Raw genomic sequence first — 16,145 nt, 5'->3', positions numbered from 1 at the left:
GGGCTCGTTCGCTACAGGGCGACGCGGCGCGGGAGACGATCCAGCCGATAGGTGGTGTCGAGGACCGCCGGCGCCGTGGCCAGCCAGTCGAGATCGACGACGTCGTGTGCGGTGTGCACGATCACGAGATCGGCCTCGAAACGTCCCGGGTCCGCCACATCGGTGAGCACCGTGCCGTCGGACAGAGTCAGGATGGGGAAGTTCGGATCGTGGTACGCCACCGCGGCGCCCATCTCGAGGAGGGCGGCGATGATCTCCAGCGCCGGCGATTCCCTCAGATCCTCGACATTGGGCTTGTAGGCGACTCCGACGACGAGGACTCGGGCACCGACGATCCCGCAGCCTTGCTCGGAGAGCGTCTGCCGGGCGCGTTCGGCGACCTGGTGAGGCCGGGCCGCGATGCCGGTCATGGCCTGTTCGATCAGTGGCGTGCTCAGCCGCTTCTTGCGCAACTGCCACAGCAGGTAGTGCGGGTCGCAGGGGATGCAGTGCCCACCGACTCCCGGCCCGGGGAAGAAGGGCATGAATCCGTAGGGCTTGGTCGCGGCGGCTTTGATCACGTCCATCACGTCGAGACGCAGCGATCGGCAGATCTCCGCGAACTCGTTCGCGAGCGCAATGTTGACGGCTCGGAAAGTGTTCTCCACGAGCTTTGTCATCTCGGCGGCGTCGGTCGATTCGACGCCGTGGACATTCTTCGTACAGCGGTGCAGTACCGCGGTCGCGGCCTCGGTGCACGATGCCGTTGTGCCCCCGACGACGCGCGGAACCTCCTCGTGGGGGAACCGTTCGTTTCCGGGGTCGATCCGCTCCGGGCTGAAGGCGACGAACACGTCGGTTCCGACCCTCAACCCCTTCGCGCTCAACTCGGTGGCGAGCAGATCGCGTGTGCTGCCCACGTACGTCGTGGAGGTGAGGATGAGGACCTGGCCGGGTACGGCATGCTCGACGACGGACTTGCATGCCCTGCGAAGGATGCCGAGCTCGGGGGTGAGGTGCTCGTCGACCGGGGTCGGGACACACACGATCACCGCGGCGGCGTCGGAGAGGCGCGCGATCTCGCCGGTCGTCGCGTATCCCGGGTCCTCCAGCGCGTCCGCGAGTCGACGACGGTCCGCGTCGACGAGATCGGCGCGTTGTCGGCGGACGATGTCGAGCCGATTCTCGCTGATGTCGATGCCGAGTACCCTGCAACCGGCGGCGTGGAACGCCAGTGAAGTCGGAAGCCCGACATACCCCAGGCCGATGATCGCCACATCGAACGCGAACCCCTTTCGGGTCGCGGACGCGGCGCCTTCGAGTAGATCCATTCCGATCGTGTCAGTGTGGCCGGGCTTCGTATCCCTCAATAGCATGGCGGTACCCCTTACGGAGAAGTCGTGGGTGCTCGGGCTGCGGTGAATCGGCCGGCGCGTGGTGATCCAAGACCGCCGCCGACCCGATCAGGTGCTGGTGAAGGATCAGATCATCTTGTTGCACAATGTTTTTCGTGCCTATTAGAGATCTGGTTCCAGTCTCGCCGATCTGTCCGACGCTGGGCTGATCGAGGCGCTGGTCCGAGAATGTGAAGCCACCGGTTTGCTGGGGTGGCCCGTGAGATGCCCTGTCCTGCCGGGGTGCTGGGGCAGTGGGGTCGAGTCGAAAGTTACCTCGAGCAAGTTCGCTTTCGCGCTGTAATCGCAAAAATATGATTCGCGAGAATCGGCGTGGCGCACGAAATTTGGGGCGAACCCGTGGTATCGGACGCCTGGGTCGATGTTCCGGTATGTGCGGTGACGTCTACCTGCGTCGAAACCGGGGTGCTCGTGCTATTCGGCGAGTTCGGCGATCGCCTGGGCCCAGCGGAAGAACTTGTTGGTGCCGAGATCCCGGACAGTGCTGATCCCGAAGGCCGCCCGTAGGTGCTCGGCATCGGACTCGCTCAAGCCGCGTAGGGCGGTGACCGGCGCATCGGCCAGGTCGTCGACGGGCCGGGACTCGAATGCCTTGTCGAACTTGCTTGCGATGCCGGACATGTCTGCCTCCAGGGGCGCAACAGGGATGACCCGTAGTTCCGGTGTACACGCCGCGGGAGGGCCGGTCCAGCGCTCGTGGCATCGTCGCGCATATCGTTCCGCGCATGACAACCGCCCCCGAGCGAGCCCCCGAAGGCGTCGCCGATCCTGTACGGCCGGTGATCCGACGGTTCTGGACCCAACTGCGCGGCTGTGTGCGTCGCTCGAATCCGGTGGGCCTGGCCGTCGCTCTCGTGTTCTTCACCTGGTCGATGAGCCCGTCGCTGCTCCCGCGCGCCTGGTATCTGCAAGGGCTGGCCACCGGCATCTCGGTCGCGCTCGGGTACGGCGTCGGCTGCCTCGCGGCGTGGATCGTGCGCTCGTGCGGCGTCGAGCCGGCGTGGTCGGCGCGGACGCGCCGGATCGGGTGGTGGATTCTCGGAGTCGCCGCGGTGATCCTCGTTCCGGTGTTCCTCGTGCTCGGGGCGGTGTGGCAGAACTACGTTCGCGATCTCGTCGGCCTGGAACACACCAACCAGGGGAACATCCTGCTCGTGTTCCTCATCGCAGTCGCGGTGTGGTTCGTGCTCCTCGAGGCGGGGCGCGGTATCCGGAAGGGGACGCGCAAACTCACCGACCTGGCCCGACGCCTGGTGCCCCGGCCCGCGGCGAACGTGGCGGGCCTGCTGGTGGCCGTCGTGATCGCCGTCCTGGTCGTCAACGGTGCGCTCTACAAGGGCCTGATCGCGTTCGCCAACTGGAGCTTCTCGGGCGCCGACACCGCGACTGCGGAGGGGGTCGAGGAACCGACAGTGCCCGAGCGGAGCGGATCACCGGCGTCCGCCCAGGCGTGGGACACCCTGGGGCAGGAGGGCCGCACCTTCGTGGGCCGCGGCCCCGGCGCGGACCGGATCACCGAGGTGACGGGGCGGCCCGCGAAGGAGCCGATCCGGGTCTATGCCGGCCGTGAATCGGCCGACTCCGTCGCCGGCGTCGCCGATCTCGTCGTCGCCGAACTCGATCGCACCAAGGCGTGGGAACGAAGAGTGCTCGCGGTCAACACCACCACCGGCCGGGGCTGGGTGAACCAGAACGTCGCATCGTCGCTGGAGTACATCGAAGCGGGCGACACGGCGATCGCGTCGATGCAGTATTCCTTCCTGCCGAGCCCGTTGGCCTTCATCGCCGACCGGGAGACCCCGCAGGTGGCCGGTCGGGCCCTGTTCAACGCCGTGTTCGCGCGCTGGATCGACCTGCCCGTCGAGACCCGGCCCAAGCTTGTCGTGTTCGGGGAGAGTCTCGGTTCGTACGGCGGCCAGAACGCGTTCGCGGGCTATCAGGACATGGCGACGCGGGTGGACGGTGCCCTGTGGGTGGGGACGCCGAACTTCACGCCGCAGTGGCGGGAGGTGACCGCGGACCGCGACCCGGGATCCCCGGAGATCCTTCCGATCGTCGAGGACGGGAGGTCGGTCCGGTTCGCGTCCGAGCCCGGCGACCTGGACCTCGACGCCGAGTGGGGTCCGCGGCGGGTCGTGTACTGGCAGCACGCGAGCGACCCGATCGTGTGGTGGTCGCCGTCGCTGCTGTTCAACGAGCCGGACTGGTTGCGTGAACCGCGTGGACGCGACGTCGATCCCAACATGTCCTGGCTGCCGCTGGTCACCTTCTGGCAGGTGACGCTCGACATGATCTTCTCCGCGGACGTCCCGGCAGGCCACGGGCACTCGTACGGTCCGGAGGCCGCCGGCATGTGGGCCCGGATCCTGCAGCCCGACGGCTGGTCCGACGCCGACACCGAGCGGGTGGAGGCGGCGCTGACCGGTGGCTGAGCTGCTCCTTCGGGTCCGTAGAATCCCGGAGTGAACCTTCTTCCGGCACCGCCGGGATTCGATGCTCCGGGAGCCGCCCTCGTGAACACCTCGCCCACCCGCTCCGACCACCTGGAGGCCCGGAGCTGATGCGCATCGTCTTCGCGGGGACGCCCGAACCGGCCGTGCCGTCGCTGCAGCGGCTGATCGACTCCGAACGTCACGAGGTGGTCGCCGTCGTGACCCGGCCCGACGCCGTCGCCGGTCGCGGGCGGAAGCTGGTCCGTTCGCCCATCGGGCAGCTCGCCGACCAGCACGACATCGAGGTGCTCACGCCCGCGTCGGCGTCGGACCCGGAGTTCCTGGCGCGATTGCGGGAACTCGAGCCCGACGCGTGCCCGGTGGTCGCTTACGGAAACCTGCTGCCGCGCCCGGTGCTCGACGTTCCGCGGCACGGGTGGATGAACCTGCACTTCTCGCTGCTGCCCGCGTGGCGGGGTGCCGCTCCCGTGCAGGCCGCGATCAACGCCGGCGACGAGATGACGGGCGCGACGGTCTTCGATCTCGACGAGGGTATGGACACCGGACCCGTGTATGGAGTCGTGACCGAGGCGATCCGCACGACCGACACGGCGGGGGCCCTGCTCGGGCGCCTCGCCGAGAGCGGCGCGCTGCTCCTCGAATCGGTGCTCGACGGTGTCGAGGACGGCACCGTGCACGCGGTCCCGCAGCCGCCGGACGGTGTGTCCCATGCGCCGAAGGTGTCGGTCGAGTCTGCCCGAATCCGCTGGGACCAGCCGGCTCTCGCCGTCCACCGGCACGTGCGTTCGGTGACTCCCGCTCCCGGGGCGTGGACGATGATCGGGGATCTGCGGGTGAAGGTCGGACCCGTGACGCTGGCGCAGGAGACGTTGCGGCCCGGGCAGATCGAGGTCCGCAAGGACGGCTTCTACGTGGGCACCTCCACGACGGCGGTCCGGCTCGATCAGGTCCAGCCGCAGGGCAAGAAGCAGATGGCAGCGGTCGACTGGGCGCGCGGTGCGCGTCTCGACGGAGAGGTTCGGGCACAGTGAGCGAGTCGAGGCGACCCAACAGGTCCGGCGGCGGACAGGGCGGCGGCCAGGGCGGCCGCCGCACCGGGGGCCGCGGCGGCAGCGGTGGTCAGGGCGGCCGGAGCGGTGACAACAACCGGCCGCGGCAGGCGAAGCGGCCGGATCCGGCGCAGGCGTCGGTCGACCAGTCGCGGCGCGCGGCCCGGGACGTGTTGCGCGCGGTGCGCGAACGCGACGCCTATGCGAATCTCGTTCTGCCGGGGCTGCTCCGGGAACGACGGCTCGACGGCCGCGACGCGGCCCTGGCGACCGAGCTGGCGTACGGCGCCGCCCGCGCCCGCGGTCTGCTGGACGCCGTGATCGCGAAGTGCGCGGGCCGCCCGATCGAGGAGATCGACGGCCCGCTGCTCGACGTCCTGCAACTCGGCGCCTACCAGTTGCTGCGCACCCGCATCGCGTCGCACGCCGCGGTCGCGACGTCGGTGGATCTCGTTCGTGCCGAGGCGGGTTCGGGCAAGGCGGGTTTCGTGAACGCCGTCCTGCGCCGGGTGTCGGAGAAGACCGAGGACCAGTGGGTGGCCGAACTGGCCCCGGACGCCGCCGTGGACCCGGTGGGACACCTCGCCTTCCGGTACGCCCACCCGACGTGGATCGCGCAGGCGTTCGCCGACGCCCTCGGCGCCGATGCGGGCGAGCTCGAGGCCGTCCTCGCTGCCGACGACGCCCGTCCGGCGGTCCACCTGGTCGCCCGGCCCGGTGAGATCTCGGCGGAGGAGCTGGCTCTGATCACCGGCGGCGAGGTGGGACCGTACTCGCCGTACGCGGTCCACCTGGACGGTGGTGATCCCGGTCTGCTCGACGCGGTCCGGGAGGGTCTGGCGGGCGTGCAGGACGAGGGCAGCCAGCTGGTGGCCCGCGCGCTCACGCTCGCGCCGATCGACGGGCCCGACAGCGGACGCTGGCTCGACCTGTGCGCCGGCCCGGGCGGCAAGGCCGCGCTGCTCGGTGCGTTGGCAGGGATCGAGGGCGGACGCCTCGACGCGGTGGAGCCCGTCGAGCACCGTGCCGACCTGATCCGCAAGACCACCCGCGAGCTGCCCGTCGACGTGCACGTCGCGGACGGTCGCGACCCCGGTCTGGACGGCGGCTACGACCGGATTCTCGTCGACGCCCCGTGCACCGGGCTGGGCGCCCTGCGTCGACGTCCGGAGGCGCGGTGGCGGCGGCAGCCGGCGGACGTGGCGGGTCTGGTGAAGCTGCAGCGCGAGCTGCTGGCGTCGGCGCTCGAGCTGGTCCGGCCCGGCGGGGTGGTGCTGTACTCGACGTGCTCGCCGCACGTGTCGGAGACGGTGGCCGTGGTCGCCGACGCCGTGCGCCGGCACGGGGCGATCCCGCTCGACACGCGGGAGTTGCTGCCCGGGGTGCCCGGCCTGGGCGACGGGCCCGGGGTCCAGCTGTGGCCGCACCGGCACGGGACGGATGCGATGTTCATGGCGGCGCTGCAGCGGCCTGCAGACGACGCCGGGGCCTCCGGGTCCTGATTCCGGCCCGGGCCCGCGGCTCGGAATGTGTTCCGATTCACACTGCAACGTGTTGTAATCCACAGTGGGTGGCGGCCCGTCACCCACTGTGGGCAGGCACGGAGGAGGACTGATGAATCGGGTTGCCGGGAAAGTCGTTCTGATCACGGGCGCCGCGCGCGGGCAGGGCCGTAGCCACGCCGTCCACCTCGCCGACGAGGGCGCGGACATCATCGCGTTCGACGTGTGTGCCGACATCGAGAGCAACGAGTACCCGCTGGCCACGGAGGCCGATCTCGAGGAAACGGCGCGGCTCGTCGAGAAGGCGGGCAGCCGTGTCGTTGCCGCGAAGGTCGATGTCCGGGATCGGATCGCTCTGGAACGTGAACTCGCCGAAGCGGTTTCGAAGCTCGGGCGGCTCGACGTCGTGGTCGCGAATGCGGGAATCTGCCCGTTGGGCAATGACGTGCCGGTGCAGGGCTTCGTCGATGCGTTCGACGTCGACTTCGTCGGCGTCGTCAATACCATCCACGCCGCGATGCCGTACCTGGGCGCCGGGGCGTCGATCATCGCCACCGGTTCGGTCGCGGGTTTGGTGCCGCAGATCGGGATCAACGGCCAGCAGGCGATGCAGGGTCCCGGCGGGGACGGCTACGGGCTGGCGAAGAAGATGATCTGGACGTACACGCAGTCCCTGGCGCTGACGTTGGGTCCCAGTTCGATCCGCGTCAACGCGATCCACCCCACCAACGTCAACACCGACATGCTGCAGAGCCCGCCGATGTACAGGACGTTCCGGCCCGATCTCGAGAACCCGACGGCCGAGGACGCGAAGGTGACGTTCCCGTTCATGCAGGCGATGCCGACGCCGTGGGTCGAACCGGAGGACATCTCGCACGCGGTGGTGTACCTCGCGTCCGACGAGTCGCGCTTCGTCACCGGCCAACAGTTGCGGGTGGACGCCGGTGCGGGGATGAAGCTGGGGATCTGACCGCGCGGCCGGCCCGCCTCACACCGGTTCCGGCCAGACCCAGTTGCACACCTCCGGCATGTCCTCGAGGTGTTCGCGGACGTATCCGTGGTGCCGTTCGAGCATCCGCTCGCAGTAGCCCGTGAGATCCGCGGCGCCGTCGGGTTCCCGTCGGCACCGGCGCAGCGCCTCGATCGCCAGGTGGTAGCGGCTCATGTGGTTGAGCACCACCATGTCGAACGGCGTGGTGGTCGACCCCTGCTCGGTGTAGCCGCGCACGTGGAACCGGTCCGGATTCATCCGGCCGTGCAGCAGTTGGTGGAAGGACCGCGCGTAGCCGTGCCACGCGACGACGACGTCCACATCCTCGGTGAACAGGCGTGCGAAGTTCTCGTGCGAACGGCCGTGCGGATGGACGTCGGGCGGCGCCATCGACATCAGGTCCACCACGTTGACCACCCGGACCCGCAGCTCAGGCACGTGCCCACGCAGCAGTGCCGCCGCGGCCAGCGTCTCCTCGGTGGGGACGTCACCCACGCACGCCAGCACGATGTCGGGTGCCGCGCCGTCGCCGGTCTCGCTTCCGGCCCAGTCCCACACCGACGCCCCGGCCCCGACGTGCTCCCGGGCCTGCTCGAGCGTCAGGTACTGCGGGTGCGACTGCTTGTCGACCACCAGCAGGTTCGCGCAGTCGCGGGTGGCGAAGACGTGCTCGGCGACGATCAGGAGCGAGTTCGCGTCCGGTGGCAGATACACGCGGGTGACACCACCGGACAGCGACAGCACCGTGTCGATCAGCCCGGGCCCCTGATGCGAGAACCCGTTGTGGTCGTTGCGCCAGCACGTCGAGGTGAGCAGGATGTTCAGGCTCGCGACCGGGGCCCGCCAGTCGAGGGAGCGGGCGCGTTCGAGCCACTTGGTGTGCTGGATCGTCATCGACGCGCTCACCATCGCGAACGCCTCGTACGTCGCGAACAGCCCGTGCCGGCCGGTCAACAGATAGCCCTCGAGCCAGCCCTGGCACAGGTGTTCCGACAGCACCTCCATCACCCGGCCGTGGTGCCCGACATGGTCGTCGCCGGGAATCAGGGTGCCGACGAAGCAGCGGTCGGTGACCTCGAAGACGGCGCCGAGCCGATTGCTGTTGGTCTCGTCCGGGCAGAACAACCGGAAGTCGTCGGGGTTGGCCGAGTAGATGTCGCGCAGCATCTCGCCGAGCGGACGGGTCGTCTCGTGGTGGACGGCGCCGGGCACGCGCACCTCGACGGCGTACCGGTCGGGTGCGGGCAGATCCAGCGGGCGCAGGAGTCGCCCGCCGTTCGCGTGCGGGTTCGCACCCATCCGCTTGTCACCGGACGGTGCCAGCGCCGCCAGTTCGGGGACCAGGCGGCCCTGCGGGTCGAACTGTTCCTCGGGCCGATACGAGCGCATCCACTGCTCGAGCGTCTGCAGGTGCGTGGGGTCGTCGCGTACGTGGGCGATCGGTACCTGGTGCGCTCGGAACGTGCCCTCGACCTGCACGCCGTCGACGATGTCCGGTCCCGTCCAGCCCTTCGGCGTGCGCAGCACGATCGCCGGCCACCGCGGCCGCTCGGTGAACCCCGACCGGCGCGCATCGTCCCGGATCCGCGCGATGGCGGTGTGCGCGCGATCGAGCGTCTCCGCGAGGTCGCGGTGTACCTGCATCGGGTCGTCACCGGAGACCGCCACCGCGTCCCAGCCGATCGCGCGCAGCACAGCCAGAACCTCGTCGTCGGTGCGTCGTCCGAGGACCGTCGGGCCGGAGATCTTGTAGCCGTTGAGGTGCAGAACGGGCAGTACCGCGCCGTCGTGGGTCGGGTCGAGGAAGAACGGGACCTTCCACGACGCGGCCAGCGGACCGGTCTCGGCCTCACCGTCCCCGACGACGCACGCCACGATCAGGTCCGGGTTGTCCATCGCGGCGCCCGCGGCATGCGCCAGCGAGTAGCCCAGTTCACCGCCCTCGTTGATCGAACCCGGGGTCTCCACGCCGGAGTGACTCGGGATCCCGCCCGGCGTCGAGAACTGCCGAGCCAGTCGGCGCAGTCCGGCCTCGTCGGGGCTCACCTCCGGGTACAACTGCGAGTACGTGCCCTCGAGATAGGTGTTTGCGACGACGGCGGGTCCGCCGTGACCAGGACCGGCCACGAACAGCACGTCCGCGCCGGTTCGCCGGATCAGCCGGTTGAGGTGGGCGTAGACGAGGGACAGGCCCGGGCTCGTGCCCCAGTGTCCGAGCAGTCGCGGCTTGATGTCGGGCGGTACCAGCGGGCGTCGCAGCAGGACGTTGTCGCGCAGGTAGATCTGGGCCACCGTCAGGTAGTTGGCCGCCATCCAGTACCGGTGGAGCAGTTCGAGATCGTCGTCGGTCGGGTGCTCGTCCACGGATCGGCTCCTCCGGTCGAGGCGAAGGTCTCTCCATCCTGACGGTTGTCGGCTCCATTTGCCAGGGCCGACCCGCGGGTGGGCCCACACTGACCGGTACCTCCGGTTGCCCCTGTCGCCGGGCCACCGAACCAGGCATCCTGGAAGAAGCGACACCGGCATCGTCCACAGGTGCCGCGCACCGGTTCCGGCCGGCGCCGACGACACGAAGTACGGATCTCGTATGCGGACTGAAAACTCGCGGACCTCACGAACCACGACGTCGACCACCATGATGCGTGCCTGGCGGACGACGAGACCGGGTCCACTCACCGATCGCCCGCTCCAGATCGGCCGGGAACTTCTGCCCCGACCGAACAGCGGCGAACTGCTGGTCCGGGTGCTCGCGTGCGGTGTGTGCCGCACCGATCTGCACGTCGTCGAAGGCGAGTTGCCGCCGCACCGCCTCAACGTCATACCGGGGCACGAGGTGATCGGCGAGGTCGTGGGCGTCGGCGAGGACCTCGGCGAGCACGCCGGACGGTTCACGCCGGGACAGCGCGTCGGCGTCCCGTGGCTGCGCAGCACGTGCGGACACTGCCGCTACTGCGTGCGCGGAGACGAGAACCTCTGTCCCTATTCGACGTACACCGGCTGGGACGCCGACGGCGGTTACGCCGAGTACACCACCGTGCCGGCCGACTTCGCGCTGGAACTGCCCACCGGCTATCCGCTGGTGGAACTCGCGCCGCTGCTGTGCGCGGGCATCATCGGCTATCGGTCGCTGCTGCGCGCCGATCTGCCCGAGGGTGGCCGGCTCGGCATCTACGGGTTCGGCGGCAGTGCGCATCTCACCGCGCAGGTCGCGCTGGCGCGCGGCGCGCGCGTGCACGTGATGACGCGTGGGGAGGAGGCCCGGGAGCTGGCGTTCAGTCTCGGTGCGGCATCGGTGCAGGGCGCCGCGGACCCGCCGCCGGAACCGCTGGATTCGGCCATCCTGTTCGCGCCGACCGGTGACCTCGTGCCGCCCGCGCTGGAGGCGCTCGACGCCGGCGGCACGCTCGCACTGGCCGGCATCCACCTGAGCGACATTCCGCCCCTCGACTATCAGCGGCACCTGTTCCGCGAACGGCAGCTTCGCAGTGTCACCGCGAACACGCGGAAGGACGCGCGGGAGTTCCTCGCGTTCGCGCAGCAGCACCGGCTCCGGGTGAGCGCCCACCGATATTCGCTCGACGCCGCCGACCGGGCGCTCGCGGATCTGGCGGGCGGCGTGTTCGGGGGAGCCGCGGTGCTCGTCCCGTGAACCGGCGCCGTGAACGCCGGGGGTGTCCTAGCGTGGACTGACGGGTGCGTTCGGACGGCCCGCGCCCGCGAGTGGGAGGACGGCCGCCATGATCACCCATCCCGCCTTCACTGTCGACCCGTGGAGCCTGCGCGCCACCAGCCTCGACCTCGACGTGCTCGCGCAGACCGAGTCGCTGTTCACCCTCGCGAACGGTCACCTCGGGTGGCGGGGCAACCTCGACGAGGGCGATCCACACGGGCTGCCGGGCAGCTACCTGGCCGGTGTCTACGAGGTCCGACCCATGCCGTACGCCGAACCCGGCTACGGATACCCCGACTCGGGCGAGACGATCATCAACATCACCGACGGCAAGATCGTGCGGCTCCTCGTCGACGACGAGCCGTTCGACGTGCGCCGCGGACACGTCGTCAAGCACGAGCAGGAACTCGACATGCGCGCCGGTGTGCTGCGCCGGGTCGTCGAGTGGCAGTCCCCGGCCGGCCGGACGGTGCGGGTGTCGACCGTGCGGTTGGTGTCGTTCGCCCAGCGGACGCTCGGTGCGATCCGGTACGAGGTGGAGCCGCTGGACGGGCCGGCGCGGGTGGTGCTGCAATCGGAACTGGTCGCGAACGAACCGATGCCGCACGCGGAGGCAGATCCCCGGGCGGCCGCGGTGCTCGCGGAGCCGTTGATCGCGGAGGAACACTTCGATCACGACGCGCTGGTCCAGTTGGTGCACACGACCGGCGAGAGCGGCCTGCGCATCGCGGTCGCGATGGACCACGAGGTGTCGGGGCCCGACGTGCACGTCGAGACCGAGAGCTACCCGGACCAGGGGCGGGTCACCGTGACCGGTCACACGAGGCCGGGCCGGGCCCTGCGCATGGTCAAGTACGTCGCGCACGCCTGGTCGGCGCGGCGGACAGCTCCCGCGATGCGCGACCAGGTCGCGGGGGAGTTGACACTGGCCCGCGAGAGCGGCTGGGACGGACTGGCCGCCGAGCAACGCGCCTACCTCGACACGTTCTGGGCGCGCGCCGACGTCACCGTCGACGGCGACCCCGAGGTGCAGCAGGCGGTGCGGTTCGCGTTGTTCCACATCCTGCAGGCGTCGGCGCGGGCCGAGGGGACGGCCGTCGCGTCCAAGGGCCTGACCGGACGCGGATACGACGGCCACGCCTTCTGGGACACCGAGATGTTCGTGCTGCCGGTCCTCACGTCGGTGCTGCCGGATGCGGTGGGCGACGCGCTGACCTGGCGACACTCCACGCTCGGGATGGCGCGGGCGCGGGCGCGGCAACTAGGTTTCGACGGCGCGGCCTTCCCGTGGCGGACCATCACCGGCAAGGAATGCAGCGGGTACTGGCCGGCCGGGGCCGCCGCCTTCCACGTCAACGCGGCCGTCGCGCACGCGGTGAGCGGGTATCTGCGGGCCGACGGCAACCCCGACTTCGAGCTGACGGTGGGCCTGGACCTGCTGGTCGAGAGCGCGCGCCTGTGGCATTCGCTGGGCTACTTCGACGAGGACGGCCGCTTCCGGATCGACGGGGTGACGGGCCCCGACGAGTACAGCGCGCTGGTCCGCAACAACCTCTACACCAACCTCATGGCCCGCGAGAACCTGACCGCCGCAGTCGAGATCGTCGAGCGACACCGGGACCGGATGCCCGACCTCGGCGTCACGGACGAGGAGATCGGCGGGTGGCGGACCGCGGCCGATCGCATGTTCGTGCCCTACGACGCCCGGCGCGGCGTGCACCCGCAGTCGTCGGGCTTCACCGATCGGCAGGTGTGGGATTTCGCCGGCACGCCCCCGGAGCATTATCCGCTGCTGCTGCACTATCCGTACTTCGACCTGTATCGCAAGCAGGTGGTCAAACAGGCTGACGTGGTGCTTGCGATGCAGTGGGTGCCCGACGCCTTCACCGCGGAGGAGCGGGCACGCAACTTTGCCTACTACGAACGGCTCACGGTGCGGGACTCGTCGCTGTCCGCGTGCAGCCAGGCCGTGGTCGCCGCCGACGTCGGCGCACTGGACCTGGCGTACGCCTACCTGGGCGAGACCGCGCTGATCGATCTGCTCAATCTCGAACACAACACGAGCGACGGGCTGCACCTGGCGTCGCTGGCCGGCATCTGGATCGCGTTGGTGCAGGGCTTCGGCGGTGCCCGCCGTCGGCGAGCCGGGCTGACGTTCCGGCCGGCGCTGCCACGGGGGATCGATCGGCTCGCGTTCGGTGTGGCGGCCGCCGGGTGCCGGCTGCGCGTCGAGATCGACCGGGTCGAGACGCGGTACCGGCTGGCGGAGGGCGACGAGTTGACCCTGTACCACGACGGAACCCCGGTCACGCTGCGCCGCAACGAGGTTCGGGTGATGCCGACCGTGCATCCGCCGGCGGGGCCGGTCGTGACCCAGCCGCCGGGGCGGGCGCCCGCGCGGCGGGGGAGCGGCGGATGATCGTGCGGTGATCCCGCGGACGTGGGTGGATGCTCCCGGTGTGTCGGTGGCCCGATCGCGAGACGGGAGTGTTTGTCGCAGGGGTTCTCCCGCCGTCGCACGGGTTCTCCGTATGCAGAACCCCTGCGGCACTGCCGGAACCCCTGCGGCCCTCACCCGAACCGCGCACACCCACCCCACGCGGCAACAACTAAACTCGCTGCCGTGGCAACCCCGATGATCGCTCCGTCCATTCTCTCCGCAGACTTCGCACGCCTCGCCGAGGAGGCCGACGCCGTTGCCGGCGCCGACTGGCTGCACGTGGACGTCATGGACGCCCACTTCGTGCCGAACCTGACGCTCGGCCTGCCCGTCGTGCAGAGCCTGCTCAAGGCCACCGACATTCCGCTGGACTGCCACCTGATGATCGACGATCCGGGCCGCTGGGCGCCGCCGTACGCCGAGGCCGGTGCCCACAACGTCACCTTCCACGCCGAGGCCACCGACGATCCGGTCGCGGTCGCCCGCGACATCCGCGCGGCCGGCGCCAAGGCGGGCCTGAGCGTGAAGCCGAACACGCCGATCGAGCCGTACCTCGATATCCTCAAGAGCTTCGACACCCTGCTCGTGATGAGCGTCGAGCCCGGCTTCGGCGGCCAGTCGTTCATCCCGGCCGTGCTCGACAAGGCCCGGGCCGTGCGCAAACTGGTCGACGCGGGCGAACTGCGTCTGCTCGTCGAGATCGACGGCGGCATCAACGTCGACACCATCGAGCAGGCGGCCGAGGCCGGCATCGACTGCTTCGTCGCCGGTTCCGCCGTCTACGGCGCCGCCGACCCCGCCGCCGCAGTCCGCGGACTGCGTGAGCAGGCGGCCAAGGCGTCCCCGCACCTGACACTGTCGATCTGACGGACCCGTCCGTGACGACCTCTGCGCGTGCCCTCGAGGCCGCGATGCGGCTGGCGATCGACGCCTCGCACGGCGTGCGGGGCACCACCAGCCCCAACCCGCCCGTCGGCGCCGTGATCCTCGACGCGTCGGGCGCGGTCGTCGGTATCGGCGCCACCCGGCCCCCGGGCGGTGCGCACGCCGAGGTCGTCGCGCTCGCCGAGGCCGGGCAGCGGGCCCGCGGAGGGACGGCGGTCGTCACGCTCGAACCGTGTAACCACCAGGGCCGCACCGGTCCCTGCTCGCAGGCGCTGATCGACGCCGGGGTCGCGGCCGTGCACTACGCCGTGTCCGACCCGAACCCTGCCGCGGCGGGCGGCGCCCAGCGGCTCCGGGAAGCGGGCGTGACGGTGTCGGCGGGCCTGTCGGCCGACGACGTCGAACACGGCCCACTGCGCGCGTGGCTGCACCGGCAGCGTCACGGACGTCCGCACGTCACGTGGAAGTTCGCCGCCACCCTCGACGGTCGCAGCGCCGCCGCGGACGGCACCAGCCAGTGGATCACCGGGCCGGAGGCGCGGGCACGGGTGCACGCCGACCGGGCGCGGCTCGACGCCATCGTCGTCGGAACCGGCACGGTCCTGGCCGACGATCCGTGGCTCACCGCGCGCCTGCCCGACGGCTCGCTCGCCCCGCACCAGCCGCTGCGCGTAGTGGTCGGGACGCGCGAGATCCCGCCCACCGCGAAGGTCCTGGACGATGCAGCCCCCACGCTGGTACTGCGCACCCACGACGTCGACGACGTGCTGGTCGCCCTCGCCGATCAGGACGATGTCCTGATCGAGGGCGGCCCCCGGCTGGCCGGGGCGTTCCTCGCCGCCGGACGGGTCGATCGGGTCCAGGCGTACCTCGCGCCCGTCGTGTTGGGCGCAGGGTCCCACGCAGTGGAAGACGCGGGGGTCCACACCATCGCCGAGGCGCTACGGTTTCGGCGGGAGAGCGTCGAGACGATCGGCGACGACCTGTTGTTGAACCTGATCCCGCGGGGGATCCGAAGTTGAACCGATCCCTCCGGGATCACCGTTGAACCGATCCCTCCGGGATCCGAAGGAGTGAGCGAAGACATGTTCACCGGAATCGTCGAGGAACTCGGCGAGATCGTCGCCAAGGAGGACCTGGCGGACGCCGCTCGGTTCACCGTGCGCGGACCGCTGGTCACCTCCGATGCGGGGCACGGCGACTCGATCGCCGTCAACGGCGTCTGCCTGACCGTCGTCGACGTCCTCGACGGGGAATCGTTCACGGCCGACGTGATGCGCGAGACCCTCGTGCGGTCGAGCCTCGGCGCCCTCGATGTGGGCAGCCGGGTCAACCTGGAACGTGCCGCCGCGGTGAACAGCCGGCTCGGCGGGCACATCGTTCAGGGCCACGTCGACGGCACCGGCGAGGTCATCAGCCGGAGCCCGTCCGAGAACTGGACCGTGGTGCGGATCTCGCTGCCGTCGAGCATCGCCCGGTACGTCGTCGAGAAGGGCTCGATCACCGTCGACGGTGTGTCGCTGACCGTGTCCGCGCTGGGCGGACAGCCCGGCGACGAGTACTTCGAGATCTCCCTGATCCCGACCACCCTCGGCCTGACCACGCTCGGCTCGGCCGAGCCCGGCACCCCGGTCAACCTGGAGGTGGACGTCATCGCCAAGTACGTCGAACGCCTGCACACCGCCGGCGGCCGATAGCCGGAATAACGACCTCGTATCGCGAGGTCGTACTGTTGAGGTGCATCTGAAGCGATGCGCCGGG

General features: G+C 70.3%; 12 protein-coding genes. 9 read left to right on the top strand and 3 right to left on the bottom strand.

All coding sequences use genetic code 11. The annotated features are described in order from the left end of the window. Positions 1-11: 11 nt before the first annotated feature. Both J2X34_RS06275 and J2X34_RS06270 read right to left on the bottom strand, forming a co-directional pair. Positions 12-1,310 carry a nucleotide sugar dehydrogenase gene (locus J2X34_RS06275; protein WP_181818830.1) on the bottom strand — a complete coding sequence of 433 codons (1,299 nt, stop codon included), beginning with the start codon at positions 1,308-1,310 and terminating at the stop codon, positions 12-14. 498 nt (positions 1,311-1,808) lie between these two features. After that, on the bottom strand, positions 1,809-2,015 hold the full coding sequence (locus J2X34_RS06270; RefSeq protein ID WP_114722695.1) for a hypothetical protein: 207 nt from the start codon (positions 2,013-2,015) through the stop codon (positions 1,809-1,811). Between the two features lie 104 nt (positions 2,016-2,119). Between J2X34_RS06270 and J2X34_RS06265 the strand changes: the two genes are divergently transcribed. The 4 genes from J2X34_RS06265 (at position 2,120) to J2X34_RS06250 (ending at position 7,368) form a co-directional block, all read left to right on the top strand. Further along, complete coding sequence (locus tag J2X34_RS06265) at positions 2,120-3,826, top strand: alpha/beta hydrolase (protein WP_181818831.1); 1,707 nt, start codon at positions 2,120-2,122, stop codon at positions 3,824-3,826. A gap of 128 nt (positions 3,827-3,954) precedes the next feature. Then, a complete protein-coding gene (gene fmt, locus J2X34_RS06260) occupies positions 3,955-4,878 on the top strand; it encodes a methionyl-tRNA formyltransferase (RefSeq protein WP_429516380.1) in 924 nt (307 codons plus the stop codon). Continuing rightward, a complete protein-coding gene (locus tag J2X34_RS06255) occupies positions 4,875-6,398 on the top strand; it encodes an RsmB/NOP family class I SAM-dependent RNA methyltransferase (protein WP_114722697.1) in 1,524 nt (507 codons plus the stop codon). The genes fmt and J2X34_RS06255 overlap by 4 nt, the downstream gene beginning before the upstream one ends. 112 nt (positions 6,399-6,510) lie before the next feature. Next, positions 6,511-7,368 carry a mycofactocin-coupled SDR family oxidoreductase gene (locus J2X34_RS06250; RefSeq protein WP_114722698.1) on the top strand — a complete coding sequence of 286 codons (858 nt, stop codon included), beginning with the start codon at positions 6,511-6,513 and terminating at the stop codon, positions 7,366-7,368. Positions 7,369-7,386: 18 nt separating this feature from the next. On the opposite strand, the gene J2X34_RS06245 is transcribed toward J2X34_RS06250, so the two are convergent. After that, positions 7,387-9,753 carry a phosphoketolase family protein gene (locus J2X34_RS06245; protein ID WP_429516379.1) on the bottom strand — a complete coding sequence of 789 codons (2,367 nt, stop codon included), beginning with the start codon at positions 9,751-9,753 and terminating at the stop codon, positions 7,387-7,389. Positions 9,754-10,027: 274 nt separating this feature from the next. Here J2X34_RS06245 and J2X34_RS06240 point away from each other — a divergent pair, with 274 nt between their 5' ends. The 5 genes from J2X34_RS06240 (at position 10,028) to J2X34_RS06220 (ending at position 16,081) form a co-directional block, all read left to right on the top strand. Then, complete coding sequence (locus J2X34_RS06240; protein ID WP_114722754.1) at positions 10,028-11,038, top strand: zinc-binding alcohol dehydrogenase family protein; 1,011 nt, start codon at positions 10,028-10,030, stop codon at positions 11,036-11,038. An 88-nt stretch (positions 11,039-11,126) separates the two neighbouring features. Then, complete coding sequence (locus tag J2X34_RS06235) at positions 11,127-13,478, top strand: glycoside hydrolase family 65 protein (protein WP_429516378.1); 2,352 nt, start codon at positions 11,127-11,129, stop codon at positions 13,476-13,478. Positions 13,479-13,682: 204 nt separating this feature from the next. Next, complete coding sequence (gene rpe / locus J2X34_RS06230; protein WP_114722701.1) at positions 13,683-14,366, top strand: ribulose-phosphate 3-epimerase; 684 nt, start codon at positions 13,683-13,685, stop codon at positions 14,364-14,366. Between the two features lie 44 nt (positions 14,367-14,410). Next, positions 14,411-15,406 carry a bifunctional diaminohydroxyphosphoribosylaminopyrimidine deaminase/5-amino-6-(5-phosphoribosylamino)uracil reductase RibD gene (ribD, locus tag J2X34_RS06225; RefSeq protein WP_114722755.1) on the top strand — a complete coding sequence of 332 codons (996 nt, stop codon included), beginning with the start codon at positions 14,411-14,413 and terminating at the stop codon, positions 15,404-15,406. Positions 15,407-15,469: 63 nt separating this feature from the next. Then, positions 15,470-16,081 carry a riboflavin synthase gene (locus J2X34_RS06220; protein ID WP_114722702.1) on the top strand — a complete coding sequence of 204 codons (612 nt, stop codon included), beginning with the start codon at positions 15,470-15,472 and terminating at the stop codon, positions 16,079-16,081. Positions 16,082-16,145: the final 64 nt, after the last annotated feature.

The sequence above is a fragment of the Rhodococcus sp. BE178 genome (assembly GCF_050433545.1).
Lineage (GTDB): Bacteria > Actinomycetota > Actinomycetes > Mycobacteriales > Mycobacteriaceae > Prescottella.
This window is presented reverse-complemented; position numbering and strand designations above follow the sequence as displayed.